Below are 19,128 nucleotides of genomic sequence, written 5' to 3'. Positions count from 1 at the left end.
GCGTGATCAGCTGGATGCGGCGTCTTGCGCAGCGGCTCGGCCAAGCTGCGATACGTCCCATGGAGGTAGAGTCACTACGCTGGACGACACTTGGAGAGATCGATCTTGAGTGAGCACGCGTGCTGTGCGGCCACCCGGCCGGAGGGCGAATCCGTCGCGGGCCTGGAGCTGAATCCCCAGCCCTCGGCGCAGGCCGGAGCAGCAGGCCCGGCGCCGTCCGAGGCCGCCGGCACCTCCGGAATGGTGCAGCTGCCGGGTGGCAGCTTCATCATGGGCACCGACGCCGTGGACGGATATCCCGCGGATGGCGAGGGACCCGCGCGTGAGGTGACCTTGAGCCCGTTCTGGATCGACACCACCACGGTCAGCAATGCTGAGTTCACCACTTTCGTCGAGGCGACCGGGTGGATCACGGTGGCCGAACGGCTCGGCACATCCTACGTCTTCGCCGGCTTCCTTCCCGACGACTTCCCGCCCACCCGCGGTGTGCACGACGCGCCGTGGTGGCGAGAAGTACACGGCGCCGACTGGCGGCACCCTGAAGGCCCGCATTCGAACATCGAGGACCGGATGGATCATCCGGCCGTACACGTCAGCTGGCGAGACGCGCGAGCGTATGCCAACTGGGCGGGCAAGCGGCTGCCCACGGAGGCGGAGTGGGAGTACGCGGCGCGCGGTGGCCTGATACAGAACCGCTATCCCTGGGGCGACCAGCGCGAGCCGGGTGGCGAACACCGGATGAACGTGTGGCAAGGCACGTTCCCCACCAAGAACACGGCGGCCGACGGGTACACCGGTACCGCGCCGGTTGACGCCTACGAGCCCAATGGCTTCGGCTTGTACAACATGACCGGCAATGTCTGGGAATGGTGCTCGGACTGGTTCGACCCGGCGTGGCATCGCACCGGACCGCGCGTGGACCCGGCAGGCCCGCCACGCACCGGCCGTAAGGCGATGCGTGGCGGCTCCCACATGTGTCACGCGAGCTATTGCTTCCGGTATCGCGTGGACGCACGCAGTTCGAACACGCCGGACAGCTCCGCGGGCAACGTCGGCTTCCGGTGTGTCCGCTCGATACAGCGGTAGCTCTGGCGCGCCCGGCCGGTCGGCTGCCCCACCGCTCGGCTACCCCACCGCTCGGCTACCCCACCGCTCGGCTGCCGCCGCTCGGCTATCCGGCGTCGGAGCCGAACGCCTCGGCCATCGCCTTGGTGTCGAACGCCTTGTCGTTGCGTTCGTTGAGGCTGTACCAGTTTCCCGAGTTGTCCCGGAACACCGCCTCCACGCCATAGGGACGCTCGGCGGGCTCCTGGAGGAATTCCACGCCGCGGGCGGAGTACTCCTCGTAGGTGCGCCGGCAGTCGTCGGTGTCCCATGCCCCGGCGCTCAGCGCACCCTTCGCCATCAGAGCCCGGATGGACGCGGCGGTCTCTTCGTCGTGCATCGGCGGACCCGGAACGCTCAGCGCTACCTGTAACGTGGGACTGGCCGGCGGACCCACAGTCAGCCACCTGAAGCCGTTCTCCATGGTCACGTCGTGTCTTAACTCGAATCCCAGTTTGTCGATGAAGAACGCCTTCGCCTCCTCGTAGTCGGCGACGAAGACGCCTGCGACGCCCAATCCGGTGATCATGCGTATTCTCCTCTCGTCACGAGGCGATCGGTCTCATCCGACACGACCGGCCCGTTGGCACGACTCACCGCGAGAAGGAACGACGTTCCAGGCGCTCCCGCGGGGAGACCCGGGCCCGAATGTCCCGGCAACAGGAACACTAGGCACCATCGGCCGATGGTGGCTTCTCCGTGATTGCGCTCTTCCGCGGCACGCCCCACATGAGGACGTAACAGCCGGGAATCGGCGGAGGCCCGCCCCGCTGGTGTGCCGCGCGCTGGAAACGCGAGGGTGATACGCCGGCGAACTCGGTGAACAGGCTGCTGAATGAACCCAGGCTGGAGAAGCCCACGACGTGGCAGACCTCGGTGACGGTCAAATTGGCCGACCGCAGCAGCTCCTGAGCGCGCTCGATCCGCCGGCGAGTCAGATATCGCCCAGGGGTCTCGCCGTAGGCGGCCCGGAAGGCGCGAACGAAGTGATAGCGCGAGTACCCGGCGGCCTGCGCGAGCCGGTCGAGGTCGAGCGGCTCGGCGTAGTGACGGTCGATCAGGTCACGAGCTCGCCGTACAGCCACCAGCGTCTGCGCGGCCGCGGCCCCCGCCGGCGTGGCCATCCGACCGGGCTCAGCCGCCCTCGGTGTTCCGCTTAGCGCGGCCCATGCGCTCCTGATCGGTGGTGGCGTCCTCGTCGAAGTCGATGCGGCGGATCTGCTTGCGCATGCTCCGGTACAGCACGACCAGCACCAGAATCAGCGCGACGACGATCCAGAACCCGACCGACCCGGCGCTGATGGACAGGCCGCCATCGTCACGGCCGTCCCGGAACATGCCCACGGCAGCTACTACGTCCACGATGTCCACCCTACTCCGGCAACGTCGCGGTCTGCTCGTGGCCTGGTACGGCCTGCCTCGCCCACTCTCGCACGCCCGCGAACAGGTCCGTCTCGGGCGGATCGGACTCCACGACGCTGCGCACCAGCTCGTAGTCCTCGGTCGGCCAGGCAGCTTGGTGCACCTCGAGCGGCACGGCGAACCATGGGCCCTCGGGATCGATCTGGGTGGCGTGCGCGAGCAGCGCCTTGTCACGCACCGGGAAGTACTCGGCACACTCGACCTTCGTGGTCACCCGCCGGTCCCACTCCGGATCCGGCTTCCACTCGGCCAGGCGCTCGGCATACGGCGATTCCAGACCGCGGCGCTCCATCTCCTCGTGCAGGGCGACGAACCGCTGCCGATGGAACGAGTGGTGATAGTAGAGCTTCATCGGCTGCCAGGGCGCACCGGAATCCGGGTACCTGCCTGGGTCGCCGGCCGCGTCGAAGGCGGCCACCGTGACCTTGTGGCACATCACGTGATCCGGATGCGGATAGCCGCCGTTCTCGTCGTACGTCGTGACCACGTGCGGCCGGAAGCGCCGGACGATCTCGACGAGTGGCTCGGCGGCCGTATCGACGGGCTGGGCCGCGAAGCAGCCGTCCGGCAGCGGCGGAAGGGGGTCGCCCTCAGGGAAGCCGGAATCGACGAACCCCAGCCATTCCTGCCGCACTCCCAAGATCTCGCGGGCGGCGTCCATCTCCTGGCGCCGGATATCGGTGATGTTGGCCAGCACGTCGGGCCGGTCCATGTTGGGATTGAGAATGGAACCCCGTTCCCCGCCGGTGCACGTGACGACCAGCACGTCGACACCCTCGGCAACGTACCGCGCGGTGGACGCGGCACCCTTGCTCGACTCGTCGTCGGGATGCGCGTGCACGTGCATCAGCCGGAGTGCTTCTGCCATCGTTCTTCCTTCGTCACATGTGCGATTCGTCTACAAGAAGTCAACCGTACGACTATCCGCGGCTCTACGCGGGCTCCAGCCGGTGCCACCATGTACCGCCTCGGCGCCACCATGTCCCGCCGCGGGGACGCCATGTCCAGCCGGCGCCATCGCCTGCCCTGAGCGGCGGACGAGGCCAGCTCGCCCGCCCATCGGCTGAGCCCGGCCAGCTCGCGCCATCGGTGAAAGCCGGGTGATAATAGTGTCGCACCGTCCAGCACGAACCATCGGAGCCCCAGTGGCAGAACCGCAGACCCGGCGCGCCCGCATCGGCGCCACCGTCGCTATGGCCGCCGTGGCCGTCGCGATCACCGCGGTGGTCCTCTGGCTGACGGTGGACTGGCGAGACGAAGGCGTGCGCGCCGCACTGCATTCGTGGCAGGAGCCGGTGGATGACACGATGCCCGTCACCATCGAGGTGGACCGGCCGCCCCACACCACCCTCACATGCGACCTCATCGCCCGCGACGTGCGCTTCGTCGTCGTTGGACAGGTGAGCGTCGAAGTCCCGGCAGGTGGGGAACGGCGCCAGCGCATCGATGCCCTGATCCCCTTACGAGGTGACGGAATAGCACCTGAGCTGGAAGGATGCACCGCCAGCCGGTAATCGGTGGACCGCGTGGAGTCGAACATCGCCGCGGGACCGGTCAACTTGGTAATCTTGTGTGTTCATCTCGACTCGACACGTACCGGGTTGAGGCCCGGCTGACTGAGGACCACATCCAGGACCACTGGGGTGTGGTCCAACGACTATAGGCAAGGAGCAGATGCTGTGACCGCAACGAGCGACAACGTCGCCTGGCTCACCCAGGATGCTTACAACCACCTCAAGGATGAGCTGGAGCACCTGATGGGGCCCGCGCGCAGCGAGATCGCCAAGCGCATCGAGGCGGCGCGGGCCGAAGGCGACCTTTCGGAGAACGGCGGCTACCACGCCGCCAAGGAGGAGCAGGGCAAGCAGGAAGCCCGGATCCACCAGCTCCAGCAGCTCCTGCAGCGCGCGCGGGTCGGCGAGACGCCGCCTGACGACGGCGTCGTCGAGCCGGGCATGATCGTCGAGATCAAGTTCGCCGGCGACGACGAGATCGAACGCTTCCTGCTTGGTTCTCGCGAGCTTCTCCAGCTCGACGACTCGGTGGACCTGGAGGTCTACTCGACCCAGTCCCCGCTCGGGGCGGCGCTGCACGGCCAGGCCGCCGGTAGCACGGTCACCTACGAGGCGCCGAACGGCCGCGAGGTCACCGTCGAGATCGTCAGCGCCAAGCCGTACACGGGCTAGGAGGGCTCCGGCTTCTGCCAATTGGCTCGTCGCAAGCGATCGAGTCGAGACGACAGACTACCGACTCGACACGGAAGACCGGGTCGTCTCCCACCGCCCCAGCTGGGGCGGGACGGAGACGACCCGGTCTTCATGCGTGTGTCTTCAGCAGGCCCGTGACTGCTGATTGCTCGGGAGCTACGCGCCGCGCTGCGTAGGTGCGCGCGCTACTTGCTCGCGGCGGCCTTGTACTTACGCACTGCCAGCGGTGCGAAGATCACGATGATCAGCGCACACCAGATCAGCGCTGCCGGAACCGGGTGCTGCATCGGCCAGGCGTCGGAGACGATGATGCTCTCGTTGCCGAACAGATCGCGGGCTGCGGCGACGATGGCGCTGATGGGATTCCATTCGGCCATGTTCTGCACGATCGTGGGCATGGTGCTGGGCGGCACGAAGGCATTGGACAAGAACACGACCGGGAACAGCCAGATCAATCCGGCGGACGCCGCCACCTGCGGGTTACCGACCGACAAGCCGATGAACGCGCCGACCCACAGCATCGCGAAGGCGAAGAGCAGCATCAGGCCGACGCCGCCGAGGAACGGCAGGACACCGTTGTTGACCCGCCAGCCCACGATCAGCCCACACACCATCATGATGACCAGCACGATGAACTGACTGCACAGGTCGGAGACGACCCGGCCGGCGATCACGCCGGAGCGGGCCATCGGCAGCGACCGGAACCGGTCGATCAGCCCCTTGTGCATGTCGTCGGCGAGCCCGACGCTGGCCGGCGCCACCGCGAAGGCCATGGTCTGCGCGAAGATCCCTGCCATCAGGTACTCGCGGTAATTCACGCCGTCCACCGGGATGGCGCCACCGAACACATAGGCGAACAGCACCACGAACATGATCGGCTGGATGAACATGTAGATCTGCGTGTCCGGCACCCGCATGCCACCGCGGATGTTCCGCCACGCGATGATCATCGTGTCCTGCAGCACCTGGTTGATACCGCTGGTCTTGACCGCCGCGGGCGGCTGCACGGTTTCGGTGGTAGTCACTTGGCACCTCCCTCGGCCGCGACGGCCTGCTCGTCCTCGGCTGCCTTCTCTTCTTCGGGATGATGGCCGGTGAGCTCGAGGAACACGTCGTCCAGCGTCGGCCTGCGCAGGGCGATGTCGTCGATCTCGATGTTCTGCTCGTCGAGGTCACGGATCACCTGGATGAGACCCTTCGAGCCCGTGGCCGTGGGCACCGTGAGCCGGCGGGTGTGCTCGTCGACGACGCACTGGCCGTCGCTGCCCCGCTGCAGGACGTCGACGGCGCGCGACAGAGCCTCCGGGTCGTGGACGACCACTTCGATCCGCTCGCCACCGACCTTGGCCTTGAGCTCGTCGGCCGTGCCCTCCGCGATGATCCGGCCCTGGTCGATCACCACGATCCGGTCGGCCAGGGCGTCGGCCTCCTCCAGATACTGCGTGGTCAGCATGATGGTGGCGCCGCCGCTGACCCGCTCACGGATGACGTCCCAGAGGTCGAGCCGGCTGGCCGGGTCGAGCCCGGTGGTCGGCTCGTCGAGAAAGAGCACCTTCGGGTGCACGATGAGGCTTCCGGCCAGGTCGAGCCGGCGACGCATGCCACCCGAGTAGGTCTTGGACGGCCGGTCCGCCGCGTCGGTCAGGGCGAACTGCTCCAGGAGCTCCTCGGCCCGCTTCTTGGCCTGCCGGCTGGACAGCTGATAGAGGCGGCCGAACATCCACAGGTTCTCCCGGCCGGTCAGATTCTCGTCGACCGCGGCATACTGGCCCGACAACCCGATGCTGGCCCGCACCGCCTGAGGGTCGGTGGCGACGTCGTGGCCGGCGACTTCGGCGCGGCCACCATCCAAGGGCAGCAGGCTGGTCAGCATGCGTACCGTGGTTGTCTTACCGGCACCGTTGGGTCCCAGGAGACCCAAGACGGTGCCTTCCGGCACGACGAGGTCGACACCGTCGACGGCTCGGACGGCCTTCTCCCCGGAGCCGAAGGTCTTCACGAGACCCTCGGCGATGATTGCATTCACTGCTTCTTCCTCTCATGAACACGGCTGTTCCCAGCCGTGGCTGTGCAGATGACGAAGATCTCCGAACCGGGCGGATGCGGACTCCGCCAGTGATGGCATTCGTAGGGTCTCCCCTGGGGAACGAGTCAAACTCGGCGCGAACCCTACGCAAGAGACCGGTCGGCGTAACGGACGGTCATCGGCATTGTGCCCGGAGGCACCGACAAGCTCCGGCGGCGGCTCTGGGCGGGATGGCGCGCCGGGCACACGCGTTAGCTCAGCAGCTCCGTCGCCTCATCGAGATCGAGTTCCCCCGCCGCCAGCCGCCGCAACACGTCTTCGCGATCCACCGGCTCGTTGTCTGCGTGCAGTCCCCCTACCTCCTCGATACCGAGACGCCCCAGCAGCTCGGCGTAGCGAAGCCGGGCCGTCGGATAGCTCACCCCGAGTTCGCGGGCGAGCACCTTCATGTTGCCCCTGGAGACCAGGAATGCGCTAAGGATTTTCCGGTCTTGTGCGGACAGCGAACAGTACGCGCACGCCGCGAACCGCCCGGAAAGCTCCGTACCGCACGAATCACAGCCCAGGCGGGTGACGTGCAGCATGTCGCCGCAGACCGGACAGTCCCGCGGGGGCTGATGGCCCCCATGTGCGCCGGGTACCCGGGTGACGTGTCCCTGGACGGCGCCTACCTCAGCGCTGTGGCCGCCACGGCCCGCAGCCGCCCGCGCGGAGTCTCCGCTGCTCACCGCGCGTCGCCTCGATCCGGCGTCTTCAGCGACACGGAACCCATCACCACTTCGACGTCGATCTCGGCGCCGCCGAGCCCGACGACGATGTCCCGGTTGCGGTCACGTCCCTGGCGCTCAGGTTCGACGGAGAACCGGCCGAGCTGAACGTCCGAGCGAACCCGTGCGTCCGAACCGGACTCCAGGGTCAGCTGCAGTGAACCGGACTCACACCGCATTCTGGAGTGCCCATGCGTCTGCACAGTACTCACCTGTGCCGATCCTGCCTGGACCAGCAGGTCGATGGGGCTGTGCGCCCCGCTGATCCGCAGCGATCCCGCCGTGACCCGCACATGGTCCAGCGCATGCGCGCCGTCCACTTGAAGGGAGCCGGCGATCACTTCGACGCCGATAGGGAGGTCCGGGCGGATGCGCACTTTCAGCTCCAGGTTCTGCCCGAGGCTGTGCTGGATCTTGCCTGCGGCTTCCTTCCAGCCGCCACCGGTCAGCAGCACGAACGCGTTGTCCGTCGGGACGATCTCGGTCTCCCCCGCCACCACGAGCGTGGAACCGTCCCGCCGCAGCGTGTGCGGACCGTCGATGGCCACGGTGGCCACGGTGGGATCCCCCACCACCCGCACCCGGCGCGAGGTGGCGCGGACCAGGACACGGTGGATCTCCGGGGCTGCCGGCAGCGTGGAGCCCTCGACGGGTGCCTCACCGGACGCCGCCGAGGGAGATGCGGCCGCGGACCGCGCCTGCTCGTCCAGGAGTCGTGCCGCCTCGGCCGGGTTCAGCTCACCGCTCGCGACTCGTTCAAGGATGGTTCGGGTATCACCCGTGGCATCGTTCACATCGTCGATGATGCCCGACGATTTACCAAATCGTCAAGGGGACTTGCCAGAAGTAAAAGTCAGCCTTCCGGAATTGAGAGCGGATATCGCGCTTGCTCCAACCGGTTCAGCACGCGGGCTCGGTGCTCCGGACCCCTGGTCTCGAGCTGCAGCGACACTTCCACCTGGTCGACCGGCAGCGACGCACCCGTGCGCTCATGCACGACGTCGAGCACGTTCGCGTCGACCGAGGCGAGCTCACCGAGCAACTGAGCCAGCGCGCCCGGCGCGTCGGGCACCCTCACCCGGATGGACAGGTACCGCCCACCGGCCGCCATGCCGTGCCGGACCACCCGCATGAGCAGGAGTGGATCGATGTTTCCGCCCGAGAGGATCGCCACCACCGGCGGCTCGAAGGCCGACGCGTCCTCGAGGATCGCCGCCACCGCCGCCGCGCCGGCCGGCTCCACGACCTGTTTCGCCCGCTCCAGCAGGGACACGAGCGCGTGGGACAACGACTCCTCGGAGACGGTGATGACCGGCACCCGGGAATCGCGCACGATGTCGAAGGGCACGTCCCCTGGCCGGCCGACGGCGATGCCGTCCGCCATGGTCGACATGTGGTCAAGAGACAGCGGCGCACCAGCCGCGAGGGACGCCGGATAGGCCGCCGCCCCCTCGGCCTGCACGCCCACCACCTGAACGTCCGGGCGCAGGTGCCGTACCGCGAGGGAGACGCCGGCCAGCAGCCCGCCGCCCCCCGCTCCGACAATGATGGTCCGCACGTCGGGACACTGGTCGAGGATCTCCACCCCGACAGTGGCCTGACCCGCCACGATGTCCGGATGGTCGAAGGGGTGGATCAGCACGGCGCCGGTCTCGGCGGCGAACGCCCGGGCGGCGAGCAGCGCCTCGTCGACTGTGGCACCCGCGAAGCGGACGTCCGCGCCGTAGGCGTGGGTGGCCCGTTCCTTGACGATAGCGGCGCCTTCCGGCATGAACACGGTGGCCTGAGTGTGGAGCATGCTCGCCGCGAGCGCCACGCCCTGGGCGTGGTTGCCGGCACTGGCCGCCACGACACCGTACCGGCGTTCCTCATCCGTGAGCCGGGCGATACGCACATAAGCTCCGCGGATCTTGAACGATCCCGCGCGCTGCAGGTTCTCACATTTCAGGTGGACCGGCCCGCCCACCTTTCCGCCGAGCCACCGCGAGTCTTCCAGCGGCGTCGGCCGGACGACGTCCTGCAGGAGTTTGGCAGCGGCTTCTACCTCCGCCATCGTCAGGTCCATAGTGACCGATCCTGTCACTCCGGCCGCCCGCGCGCACGCCGGACCCATCTCCTACAGTAGGGCAGGTGAAGCTTGCCTGGTTGTGCAGTCATGAGTCCTACCAGCCCGAGACCCTCCTGGAGCATGCCGTCCTGGCCGAGCGCGCCGGTTTCGACATGGTGACCGGAGCGGACCACTTTCACCCGTGGGTCGACGATGCGTCGGCCTCCAGCTTCGTGTGGAGCTGGTTCGGAGCCGTCGCACAAGCGACCTCGCGGGTGGAGATGGCCACGAGCGTCACCGCGCCCCTGTACCGCTACCACCCGGGCCTGATCGCGCAGGCGGCTGCCACCCTCGACCGGCTCTCCGGCGGCAGATTCGTCCTCGGGGTCGGAACCGGCGAGGCGATCAACGAGGCGCCCCTAGGCTACGAGTTTCCCGGATACGCCGAGCGGATCGCCCGCATGGACGAGGCGCTGCGGATCATCCACGGCCTGCTGGCCGGCGAGAAGCTCGACATCGACGGCCAGTATTACCAAGCCCGAACGGCCAAGCTCTACAGCCCGCCCACGGGCCGCGTACCGGTGTGGATGGCAGCCGGTGGCCCGAAGTCGGCGACCTTCGCCGGTCAGCACGCGGAGGGTCTGATCACCAGCGTCAAGGAACCAGCGGACGCAGTGGAGCGGGTCATCACTCCCTACCGGGAGGCCGCCGCCGAACGTGGAGCGGACACCACCATCATGGCCACCCGCTGGGTCGTGCTCGCCGAGAGCGACGACGAGGCCTGGGAGGCGCTGGCGGCGATGCGCGGACTGCGCGCACCGGGCCGGCTCGAGGTGGCCGACCCGATGGTGCTGCGCGAGCGGGCCGACGCCATGGACCGTCAGGAGATCCTGAGCAAATACACTATCGTCCGCGACCTCGACCAGCTCGCCGAAGCATACAAGCCGCTCGTTCACGACGTCGGCGCCGACTACGTGGCGATCCAGGTGGCCAGCGCGGACCCGGTGCGGACCATCACGGATGTCGGAGAGCAGGTACTGCCCGCCCTGCGCGACTGGGCCGTCTAACTGCTGACGAGCTCGCTGGCCTAAGCCGGCGGCGCGCTCGTCTCGGGCGGCGCATCCCATGAGGCAGGGGCTCGCCAGCCGGGCGGCGACCCTGCTGCCCGGAAGAACGCCTGCAAGGCCACCTCCTGCCGCGCGGACAACGATCTGACCATGAGGAGGGCCAGCACGGCAGTCACGGCGAGCATGGCATCGCCGAAACCCACCACCCGGTCCGCCGCCGCGGCCTGGCGCAGCCACACATCGATACTCCCCGCGGGTTCCGGAGCCCACCGCGCCGCCGACACGATACTTGCGGCGACGAACATGATCGCCCAGGCGACGACGACTCCCGCGCCGCGGCCGCCCTGCGCAGGATGGTGTCTGCGCTCATTCAGGTCCGAGAAGCGGCTGGCCCCGAAGATCTGTATAGCGGGCAGGAGAAGGTTGGCAATCGGAATGAACCAGCCACCGATCGCCCACCCGGGTCCCAGGGCACGGTCCGAGCCGAGCACCTGAGCGTTCTTGGCATGCCGGAATTGCCAGACGAGGAACACGACGCCCGTGGCAAGCACCACCAGCACCTGGGCCACGCTAAGGAGCGCCACCAGTTCGTCGGCCCTTTGAGCGCGCTGCTCGTCGACGAAGCCGCCCGCACGGATGTCATCGAGGAGCGAGGCCCGGCTGAACATCGAACCGGCAGCGGCGATGTCCACCACGGCAGCGATCGCGAGCATCACGGTCACGGCGGCGGCAAGCCCGGAGAGCGGGCGGATCCGCGGCGCATAGGCCTGACCCGGCGACGGCGGCTGTGCGGCCGTCCGGTCAGCTCTGTCACGGCTGTCCCGGCCGTCGCTGTGCCCGCTTCCAGGTACCGCAAAGGGATCCATGCCCAGGCCCTTCTCGTCCGCGACCGATGAACCGGATATCGCGGGCGAGATGGCGCCTCCGCTCGCCCGCGTTACGTTCTCATCCGATCGGCCGCCGGTCAACCCGAAACGACGCTTCGGACCGTGAGCCCGCCCGTGGCAGACTGGCGGGCGGGCGCAGCGGAGGAAAGACGAGTCGCCGCGGCCTACTTGAGGGCGTTGTCCAAGTCCGCGAGGAGATCATCGACGGTCTCGATACCCACGGACAGTCGCACGAGATCGGCAGCAACCTCCAGCGGACTGCCGGCGGCACTGGCGTGCGTCATCCGGCCGGGGTGCTCGATCAGGGACTCGACGCCGCCGAGCGACTCGCCCAGAGTGAATACCTGTGCGCGGTTGCAAAGTTCCACGGCGGCCTCTTCGCCACCGGCGACCCGGAAGGACACCATGCCGCCGAAGCGCCGCATCTGCCGCCGGGCCACTTCATGGCCGGGATGCGACGGCAGCCCTGGGTAGAGGACCTCCGCCACGTTGGGGTGCCCCGCCAGGGCCTCGACCACCCGCTCGGCATTGTCGCAGTGCCGGTCCATCCGCACCGCGAGCGTCTTCAGCCCGCGCAGGACGAGCCACGCGTCGAACGGGCCCGCGACGCCGCCCAGAGCGTTCTGGTGATATGCGAGCTCATCGCCCAGCGCGGCGTCCCCCGTGATGAGGGCGCCACCGACCACGTCGGAATGGCCGCCGCAGTACTTGGTGGTGGAATGGACGACGACGTCGGCCCCCAGCGTCAGCGGCTGCTGGAGGTACGGAGTGGCGAACGTGTTGTCGACGACGAGCAGGGCACCGGCGTCGTGCGCCACCTCGGCGAGCGCAGGGATGTCGGCGATGTTGAGCAGCGGATTGGTCGGTGTCTCCAGCCACACCACCTTCGTCTCCGGCCGGATCGCGCCGCGGACCGCCTCGATGTCGGAGACCGGCGCAGCCGTCCATGACACGCCCCAGCGCTCCACCACCCTGCTGATCAGGCGGAAGGTGCCGCCATAGGCGTCGTTGGGAATGATGACGTGGTCGCCTGGGCTGAGCACCGTGCGCAGAAGGGTGTCCTCCGCGGCCATGCCGCTGGCGAAGGCCAGGCCCCGTACCCCCACCTCGAGCGCGGCAAGGCATTCCTCCAGCGCCGTTCTCGTGGGGTTGGCCGACCGGCTGTACTCATAGCCGTCCCGCAGGCCGCCGACACCGTCCTGAGCGAACGTGCTGGTGGCGTATATGGGAGGGATGACCGCACCCGTCCGGGGGTCCGGCTCCTGGCCGGCGTGAATAGCTCGTGTCTCGAATCCGTGCACGGTTATGGACCTTACGCCGTCCGGGGCCGTCCTCGCACGCCTTCGGTCGTGGTCGCCACGATGCACACGACTGAGCGCACGCTTGAGCCACAGGTCAGACGAGGCGACCATCACCGCACACCGGTACCTACGGGTCGACGATCGCCGGGCACAGTGAGGCGAGGCATCAGCACGTGGACCAGGGGCCCGATACTCAACGCGTACAGCACGGTCCCGACGCCGACGGTACCGCCCAGCAGCCACCCGACAGCCAGCACGGTCACCTCGAGGGAGGTACGCACGAGGCGGACCGAGCGCCCGGTTCTTCGCACCAGGCCGGTCATCAGTCCGTCGCGGGGGCCAGGTCCGAGCCGCGCACCGATATAGGCAGCGGTCGCCACCGCATTGAGGACCACCCCGCCGACCAGGAACAGTGCTTGTGTCGCCAATCCGCCGGGCGAGGGCAGTGCCCAGATCGAGACGTCGACGGCGATGCCGATCACCACCACGTTGCTGACGGTGCCGACGCCCGGGCGCTGGCGAAGAGGGATCCAGGTGAGAAGCACAGCGGCGCCGACGAGGATCGTGACCGTCCCGAACGTCAGGGGTGTTCTCGCGGTGACGCCCTCGTGGAAGACGTCCCACGGATCCAGCCCGAGACCGGAGACGATCATCAGCGCCATGCTGAACCCGTAGAGCGCGAGCCCGAGATAGAGCTGGCCGAGACGGCGGGGCAGACGCCGCTCGCCGAAGCGGGAGAAGCTGTCGTGAAGCACGGTACCGATTTCACGTCTTATTGGCCTGTTAATCAAGGTCCAATTGTGACAAAGTGGCCTGATGCAGAGTTTCGGTGGCCGGCAACTGGCTCGCGCACTTGGCCCATGGTCCCGAATCGAGGACAGCGGACCGGCCTACGCTCGGCTCGCAGCGGCGATCCGCATGCTGATCCTGGACGGAAGGGTGCCGCTGGACGCACGTCTGCCCGGCGAACGCGAGCTCGCGGGTGTGCTCGGGGTCAGCCGCACCACTGTCACCGCTGCCTACGACCTGCTTCGTTCCACGGGTTACGCGGCCAGTAGGCAAGGCTCGGGCACGCGGACCACGCTGCCTGCCACGCACACGTCGTCCCTCGCGGGGAGCTTCTGGTCACCGTTCGGCCCCGACGGCTCTGACATCCTCGATCTCGCACACGCCGCTCCGGAGGCGCCGGAGCGGACATTGCATGAGGCCTACGAGGTGGCCCTCAGTCAGCTCCCCCGATATCTGCCGACCTGCGGCTACGACCTGTTCGGGCTGCCCGCCTTGCGTGCCGCGATCGCACACCGGTTCACCGTGCGCGGCCTGCCGACCATCCCGGAGCAGATCCTGGTCACCTCCGGTGCCCAGCACGCCTTCTCCCTGGCTCTGAGCGTGTTCACCGATCCCGGGGACCGCGTGCTCATCGAGCATCCCACCTACCCGAACGCCATCGACGCTATCCGCCGGCTGAACGCGCGTACCGTACCGGTGGCGTTCGCCGGGAACGGCTGGGACACCGACGCGTTCGCCGCTGCCCTGCGCCAGACCGGACCCAGGCTGGCCTATCTGGTTCCGGACTTCCACAATCCGACCGGGCTGACGGCCACCGCCGTCGAACGAGACGCGCTGGCGTCGTCGCTGGCGGAAAACCGCACGGTGGCCGTCGTCGACGAGACCCTGTCCGAGCTTGCGCTGGAAGGCGACGCCCCGGCGCCCTTCGCCACGTGCCTGCCGGACCAGCTCGCAGTGACCGTCGGCAGCGTCAGCAAGCCGTTCTGGGGAGGCCTGCGCATCGGCTGGATCCGCGCCGACACCACCACCGTCCGCCGCCTCGCGTCCGCACGGGCCACCTCGGACATCTCGTCGGCCATGCTCGAGCAACTGGCGACGGTCGAGCTGCTGACCCGGATGGACGACGTGCTCCCGAGCCGGCGAGAGGAGCTGCGCAACCGGCGTGATGCGCTGATGTCGGCCATCGATACTCAGCTGCCCGGATGGAGCGTTCGGCGGCCTCGCGGCGGGCTCGTACTCTGGTGCGACCTCGGCAGTCCGGTCTCCAGCCGCCTGGTGGCAGCCGCGGAACGGCACGGGTTGCGGCTCGCGGCGGGGCCGCGTTTCGGCGTCGACGGCGCCTTCGAACGCCGGCTCCGGCTGCCGTACACACTCCCGGTCCAGACGCTCGAGCACGCCGTGGACGTCCTCGCCCAGGCCTACGCCGCCGTCACCGACGGCACGGCGATCTCCACGGCGAACATCCACGACCTGTTCGCCTAGTTTCTCTGGACCAGCGCTTCAGAGGGTTGCCATGGTCAGCCCATTCACCATGGTCGACGCATTCGCCATGGTCAACGCAGGTGGGTGCCCGGGCGGATGCCGCACTGGAACAATGCCGCTGCGGGTAGCGTTGCTGGAAGTACCAGTTCTTCGGAGAGAGGTGCTTCGCGTTGTCGCTGTTCGGTCAGTCCACGAAGACCCATCTGGTCGGCGCCGGCGAGGCGCTGCCCGGCCGAGACACGCGCCCGTTCGCCATCAGCGGGATCCACACGGTCCTCGGTACACCCATCGACGCCGAACCGCCCACCGGTTTCCAGGAGGCGGTGTTCGGCATGGGCTGCTTCTGGGGCGCGGAGCGAGAGTTCTGGCGCATCCCAGGCGTATGGTCCACGGCCGTCGGCTACGCCGGCGGGCACACGCCGCATCCCACATACGAAGAGGTCTGCACCGCGCGCACCGGCCACGCCGAAGTGGTCCGGGTGGTCTTCGACCCTGAGCAGGTCAGCTTCGCGGATCTGCTGAAGGTGTTCTGGGAGGCGCACGATCCCACCCAGGGCATGCGGCAGGGGAACGACGTCGGAACGCAGTACCGGTCCGCGATCTACTGGACCACGCCGGCTCAGCGCGAGGCCGCACTGGCCTCCCGCGACGCCTACGCCGCCAAGCTTGCCGACGCCGGGCTCGGCGCCATCACCACGCAGATCGAACAGCTCGGCGAGCTGTACTACGCCGAGGACTACCACCAGCAGTACCTGTCCGACGCCAAGAACCCGAACGGCTATTGCGGCCTGGCCGGTACCGGCGTGGCGTGCCCCGTGGGCACCGGAACCTCGTTCTGACCGACACCCTCCACGTTCTGACGGCATTTGCCGGCGCCCACGGCCCGCACAGACGTGGGCGCCGGCCCGCTACCGAGCGAGGTGACCGAGCAGGTCGGCCCGGGTCAGCACACCGACCGGCTTGCCGTCGTCGACCACCAGCAGAGCGTCGCGATCCTGCAAGCTCTCGTAGGCCTTCGACACGGGCTCACCCGCGCCCAGGAGCGGCAGCGGGTCGGACATGTGCTGCGACACCTGATCGGACAGCAGCGCCGTGCCGGTGAACAACGCTTCCATGAGGTCGCGTTCGACGACTGCCCCTGCCACCTCGGCTGCCATCACCGGAGGCTCGGCGCGCACGACGGGGATCTGCGACACGCCGTACTCTCTCAGGATCGCGACCGCATCGGCGATGCTCTCCGTGGGATGGGTGTGGACCAGAGCGGGGATGTCGCCCGGCTTGTGCCTGATGACGTCGCCCACCGTGGTGCCCTCCGCGGGCGGCAGGAAGCCGTGCGCCATCATCCAGCTGTCGTCGAAGATCTTCGACATGTATCCGCGGCCGCTGTCTGGTAGGAGGACCACGATGACGTCGTCAGGGCCGGCCTTCTCGGCCACCCGCAACGCGCCGGCGACGGCCATGCCGCAGGACCCGCCCACCAGCAGACCTTCCTCGCGGGCAAGGCGGCGGGTGTAGTCGAACGAGTCGTTGTCCGAGACTGCGATGACCTCGTCGCAGATGCCCTGGTCGTAGGTGGTGGGCCAGAAGTCCTCTCCCACGCCTTCGACCAGGTAGGGACGGCCCGTCCCACCCGAGTACACGGACCCCTCGGGGTCGACGCCCACCACGCGCACCTGGCCGCCCGAGACCTCCCTCAGGTACCGGCCGATGCCGCTGATGGTGCCACCTGTGCCGATTCCTGCCACGAAGTGGGTGATCTTGCCCTCGGTCTGGCGCCATATCTCCGGACCGGTGGTCTCGTAGTGGGACTGCGGATTGGCCAGGTTCGAGTACTGGTCCGGCTTCCAGGCGCCGGGGATCTCCTTGACCAGGCGATCGGACACCGAGTAGTACGAATCCGGGTCGTCCGGCGGGACGGCGGTGGGGCAGACCACCACTCGTGCGCCGTAGGCCCGCAGCACGTTGCGCTTGTCCTCGCTGACCTTGTCCGGGCAGACGAAGACGCAAGAGTACCCACGACGCTGAGCGACGAGCGCCAGCCCGACTCCGGTGTTGCCGCTGGTCGGTTCGACGATGGTGCCGCCCGGGCCGATCAGGCCGGCTTCCTCCGCCGCATCCACCATCCGTACCGCGATGCGATCCTTCACCGAGCCACCCGGATTGAAGTACTCGACCTTCGCGAGCACGGTGGCGGGATGGTCGGCGGCCATGGTCCCCAGCCGGACCAATGGGGTGTTGCCGATGAGGTCGATGACGTTCTCGTAGTACTCCACATCCCGACTCTAATCTCACTGACGCGGTTCGGGCAGCAGGACGCCGCCCGGGGAAGACCGCCACATGTCGCGCGGCGGCTTTCCGGGTTAGATTTGGGCGCATGGCAGGCGTGATCAATGCTCACAATGCTCGGCGGATAGGCACGGCAGCCGCGTACGGCGGCGGTGGAGTCAGCCTGCTCAGCGCGTCCTTCTACGGGTTGCTCCGCCTCCAGGCCAGGATGGCGCGCCGCACCATCACCAGCGTCCCGCTGAACGGCCCGCCCAACCCGGACGGCGTCTACGGCTTGTACCGGGGCGAGCCGCTCTCTCTCGTGGTGCTGGGAGACTCGTCGGCGGCGGGATTCGGCGCTCCGACGGCGGAGGAGACGCCCGGTGCACTGGTCGCTGGCGGACTCGCCGAGATCGCCGAACGGCCGGTGAACCTCACCACCGTCGCGATGGTCGGAGCACGCAGCGCCGACCTCGCCGAGCAGGTCGACAAGGCACTCGTGGTGTCGCCCGACGCCGCCCTGATCATGGTCGGCGGCAACGACGTCACTCACAAAGTCCCGCCTGCCGAAGCGGTGCGCCTGCTGATCGACGCCGTTCGCCGTCTTCGTGCCGCCGGTTGTGAGGTGGTCGTCGGCACCTGCCCGGATCTCGGAACCATCAGGCCGATCCAGCCACCTCTGCGCTGGCTCGCCCGCCGGTGGAGCCGCCAGCTCGCGGCAGCGCAGACCGTCGCGGTGGTTGAGGCCGGTGGGCGCACCGTCTCCCTCGGCTCCATCCTGGGACCGGAGTTCGCCGCGTCTCCCATGGAGCTGTTCAGCGAGGACAAGTTCCATCCGTCGTCGGCCGGATACGCCCACGCCGCTGCTGCCGCGCTACCGTCAGTGGTGGCCGCCCTGGGCCTGTGGTCGGAGGACGACGACACCCTCGAGCCGTTCGCGGGTGACAGTATTCTGCCCGTCTCCGTCGCCGCCGCCACGGCCGCGAATCAGGCAGGCTCCGAGGTGGCCGCCACCACGGTCGGTGGCAACCGACGGGGCCCGCGCGGGACCTGGGCGCGGCTGCGCAACCGCGGCCGCGCGGCGAGTCCGGACGCACTACACGCCGCGGAGAACACGGCTACCGGTCCGACGGCGGAGCAAAGGCTCGGCTCATGAGCCGGCGGGACGAGTCATCGCCCAGGTGACCGGTCCGCCGGCCGGGAGCTCGTACTCGGCCGTCACCTCAAAGCCCATCCGCTCGTAGATGCCGACGTTGACCCGCTCAGAAGTCTCAAGAAACGCGGGCACGCTCTCAGCGTCGGCGGCGGCGAGACCGGGCTCGATCACCGCTCTGCCGAGTCCCCGGCCCTGCCGAGCCGGATCTACCCCCACGCTGCCGAGAAACCAGACCGGCCCCGCCGGCCGGTGCCGCGCCATCTCCTCCTCGCAAGCGATGTACACGTCCGCCCGGTCACCGGCGAGCTCCCCGAAACGCCCGGCGATCGGGGCGAGGACATCCCCGGAATCCGCCGTGGCAGGTGTGGTCCAGACGGAGGCCGCGCTGCCGTCGGCGGTGATCCACACCCGGCCGTACGGGATGCCGATGTTCTCGACGAAGAGGCGGTGGAACTGCTCCAGCCGCTGAAGATAATGGTCGCCACTGATGACGTGCCGGGTGAAGACGTTGTCGGCGAACGCGCGAGTCAAGGTGCGAGTCGCCGCATCGACATCCTCAAGGGTGGCCGTGCGGACGGGGATGTCGTTACGCTGCACAGCTCTCCTCG

The 19,128-nt window shown here is 68.4% G+C and carries 21 protein-coding genes; 7 read left to right on the top strand and 14 right to left on the bottom strand.

Features of this window, described 5'->3' with window-relative positions; translation table 11 throughout:
- Window positions 1-102 precede the first annotated feature (102 nt).
- The gene (locus tag G1H11_RS08070) at window positions 103-1,086 is read left to right on the top strand and encodes a formylglycine-generating enzyme family protein (RefSeq protein WP_484555960.1); all 984 of its coding nucleotides are present in this window, start codon (window positions 103-105) and stop codon (window positions 1,084-1,086) included.
- An 85-nt stretch (window positions 1,087-1,171) separates the two neighbouring features.
- Here G1H11_RS08070 and G1H11_RS08065 read toward each other — a convergent pair whose 3' ends face one another.
- The 4 genes from G1H11_RS08065 to mca all read right to left on the bottom strand — a co-directional run bounded on the left by G1H11_RS08065 (window position 1,172) and on the right by mca (window position 3,394).
- Window positions 1,172-1,633 carry a VOC family protein gene (locus G1H11_RS08065; protein ID WP_163817764.1) on the bottom strand — a complete coding sequence of 154 codons (462 nt, stop codon included), beginning with the start codon at window positions 1,631-1,633 and terminating at the stop codon, window positions 1,172-1,174.
- A gap of 139 nt (window positions 1,634-1,772) precedes the next feature.
- The gene (locus G1H11_RS08060) at window positions 1,773-2,228 is read right to left on the bottom strand and encodes a helix-turn-helix domain-containing protein (RefSeq protein ID WP_163817762.1); all 456 of its coding nucleotides are present in this window, start codon (window positions 2,226-2,228) and stop codon (window positions 1,773-1,775) included.
- A 10-nt stretch (window positions 2,229-2,238) separates the two neighbouring features.
- Window positions 2,239-2,466 carry a hypothetical protein gene (locus G1H11_RS08055; RefSeq protein WP_163817761.1) on the bottom strand — a complete coding sequence of 76 codons (228 nt, stop codon included), beginning with the start codon at window positions 2,464-2,466 and terminating at the stop codon, window positions 2,239-2,241.
- A gap of 10 nt (window positions 2,467-2,476) precedes the next feature.
- The gene (mca, locus tag G1H11_RS08050) at window positions 2,477-3,394 is read right to left on the bottom strand and encodes a mycothiol conjugate amidase Mca (RefSeq protein WP_163817759.1); all 918 of its coding nucleotides are present in this window, start codon (window positions 3,392-3,394) and stop codon (window positions 2,477-2,479) included.
- A 277-nt stretch (window positions 3,395-3,671) separates the two neighbouring features.
- Here mca and G1H11_RS08045 point away from each other — a divergent pair, with 277 nt between their 5' ends.
- Both G1H11_RS08045 and greA read left to right on the top strand, forming a co-directional pair.
- Entirely contained in the window at window positions 3,672-4,040 is a 369-nt protein-coding gene (locus G1H11_RS08045) for a DUF4307 domain-containing protein (RefSeq protein ID WP_163817757.1), read from the top strand.
- Between the two features lie 165 nt (window positions 4,041-4,205).
- Window positions 4,206-4,712: a transcription elongation factor GreA gene (gene greA, locus G1H11_RS08040; protein ID WP_163817755.1), complete on the top strand. Its 507-nt coding sequence runs from the start codon at window positions 4,206-4,208 to the stop codon at window positions 4,710-4,712.
- Window positions 4,713-4,918: 206 nt separating this feature from the next.
- On the opposite strand, the gene G1H11_RS08035 is transcribed toward greA, so the two are convergent.
- From G1H11_RS08035 to ilvA, 5 genes are all read right to left on the bottom strand, one after another.
- Window positions 4,919-5,758 (bottom strand): ABC transporter permease, encoded by an 840-nt coding sequence (locus G1H11_RS08035; RefSeq protein ID WP_216843559.1) that lies wholly within the window; start codon window positions 5,756-5,758, stop codon window positions 4,919-4,921.
- Window positions 5,755-6,759, bottom strand: a complete 1,005-nt coding sequence (locus G1H11_RS08030; protein ID WP_163817753.1) for an ATP-binding cassette domain-containing protein — start codon at window positions 6,757-6,759, stop codon at window positions 5,755-5,757. Before G1H11_RS08030 ends, G1H11_RS08035 begins: the two co-directional genes overlap by 4 nt.
- 251 nt (window positions 6,760-7,010) lie before the next feature.
- Window positions 7,011-7,487, bottom strand: a complete 477-nt coding sequence (locus G1H11_RS08025; protein ID WP_216843558.1) for a DUF2089 domain-containing protein — start codon at window positions 7,485-7,487, stop codon at window positions 7,011-7,013.
- A complete protein-coding gene (locus G1H11_RS08020; protein WP_163817751.1) occupies window positions 7,484-8,320 on the bottom strand; it encodes a hypothetical protein in 837 nt (278 codons plus the stop codon). Before G1H11_RS08020 ends, G1H11_RS08025 begins: the two co-directional genes overlap by 4 nt.
- A gap of 59 nt (window positions 8,321-8,379) precedes the next feature.
- Window positions 8,380-9,591: a threonine ammonia-lyase gene (gene ilvA / locus G1H11_RS08015; protein WP_163817749.1), complete on the bottom strand. Its 1,212-nt coding sequence runs from the start codon at window positions 9,589-9,591 to the stop codon at window positions 8,380-8,382.
- A gap of 65 nt (window positions 9,592-9,656) precedes the next feature.
- Between ilvA and G1H11_RS08010 the strand changes: the two genes are divergently transcribed.
- Window positions 9,657-10,640 (top strand): TIGR03557 family F420-dependent LLM class oxidoreductase, encoded by a 984-nt coding sequence (locus tag G1H11_RS08010; RefSeq protein ID WP_163817747.1) that lies wholly within the window; start codon window positions 9,657-9,659, stop codon window positions 10,638-10,640.
- A 20-nt stretch (window positions 10,641-10,660) separates the two neighbouring features.
- Here G1H11_RS08010 and G1H11_RS08005 read toward each other — a convergent pair whose 3' ends face one another.
- The 3 genes from G1H11_RS08005 to yczE all read right to left on the bottom strand — a co-directional run bounded on the left by G1H11_RS08005 (window position 10,661) and on the right by yczE (window position 13,583).
- Window positions 10,661-11,506 carry a DUF4328 domain-containing protein gene (locus G1H11_RS08005; protein WP_163817745.1) on the bottom strand — a complete coding sequence of 282 codons (846 nt, stop codon included), beginning with the start codon at window positions 11,504-11,506 and terminating at the stop codon, window positions 10,661-10,663.
- 185 nt (window positions 11,507-11,691) lie between these two features.
- Window positions 11,692-12,834 (bottom strand): cystathionine gamma-synthase, encoded by a 1,143-nt coding sequence (locus G1H11_RS08000; protein ID WP_343074830.1) that lies wholly within the window; start codon window positions 12,832-12,834, stop codon window positions 11,692-11,694.
- Window positions 12,835-12,938: 104 nt separating this feature from the next.
- Window positions 12,939-13,583 carry a membrane protein YczE gene (gene yczE / locus G1H11_RS07995; protein ID WP_163817742.1) on the bottom strand — a complete coding sequence of 215 codons (645 nt, stop codon included), beginning with the start codon at window positions 13,581-13,583 and terminating at the stop codon, window positions 12,939-12,941.
- Window positions 13,584-13,644: 61 nt separating this feature from the next.
- Here yczE and yczR point away from each other — a divergent pair, with 61 nt between their 5' ends.
- Together yczR and msrA are read left to right on the top strand one after the other, a co-directional pair.
- Complete coding sequence (yczR, locus tag G1H11_RS07990) at window positions 13,645-15,099, top strand: MocR-like transcription factor YczR (protein ID WP_163817740.1); 1,455 nt, start codon at window positions 13,645-13,647, stop codon at window positions 15,097-15,099.
- A 170-nt stretch (window positions 15,100-15,269) separates the two neighbouring features.
- Window positions 15,270-15,938 carry a peptide-methionine (S)-S-oxide reductase MsrA gene (gene msrA / locus G1H11_RS07985; protein ID WP_163817738.1) on the top strand — a complete coding sequence of 223 codons (669 nt, stop codon included), beginning with the start codon at window positions 15,270-15,272 and terminating at the stop codon, window positions 15,936-15,938.
- Window positions 15,939-16,007: 69 nt separating this feature from the next.
- On the opposite strand, the gene G1H11_RS07980 is transcribed toward msrA, so the two are convergent.
- Window positions 16,008-17,372, bottom strand: coding sequence for a cystathionine beta-synthase (locus tag G1H11_RS07980; protein ID WP_163817736.1), 1,365 nt, complete (start codon window positions 17,370-17,372; stop codon window positions 16,008-16,010).
- Between the two features lie 101 nt (window positions 17,373-17,473).
- Between G1H11_RS07980 and G1H11_RS07975 the strand changes: the two genes are divergently transcribed.
- Window positions 17,474-18,520: an SGNH/GDSL hydrolase family protein gene (locus G1H11_RS07975; RefSeq protein ID WP_163817734.1), complete on the top strand. Its 1,047-nt coding sequence runs from the start codon at window positions 17,474-17,476 to the stop codon at window positions 18,518-18,520.
- On the opposite strand, the gene G1H11_RS26970 is transcribed toward G1H11_RS07975, so the two are convergent.
- Window positions 18,515-19,117 (bottom strand): GNAT family N-acetyltransferase, encoded by a 603-nt coding sequence (locus G1H11_RS26970; protein WP_216843557.1) that lies wholly within the window; start codon window positions 19,115-19,117, stop codon window positions 18,515-18,517. The genes G1H11_RS07975 and G1H11_RS26970 overlap by 6 nt on opposite strands.
- Window positions 19,118-19,128: the final 11 nt, after the last annotated feature.

Origin of the sequence: Phytoactinopolyspora alkaliphila (assembly GCF_010550695.1) — a bacterium.
Taxonomy (GTDB): Bacteria; Actinomycetota; Actinomycetes; order Jiangellales; family Jiangellaceae; genus Phytoactinopolyspora; species Phytoactinopolyspora alkaliphila.
The sequence above is the reverse complement of the archived record's forward strand: the minus strand, read 5'-3'. Positions and strand labels throughout refer to the sequence as shown.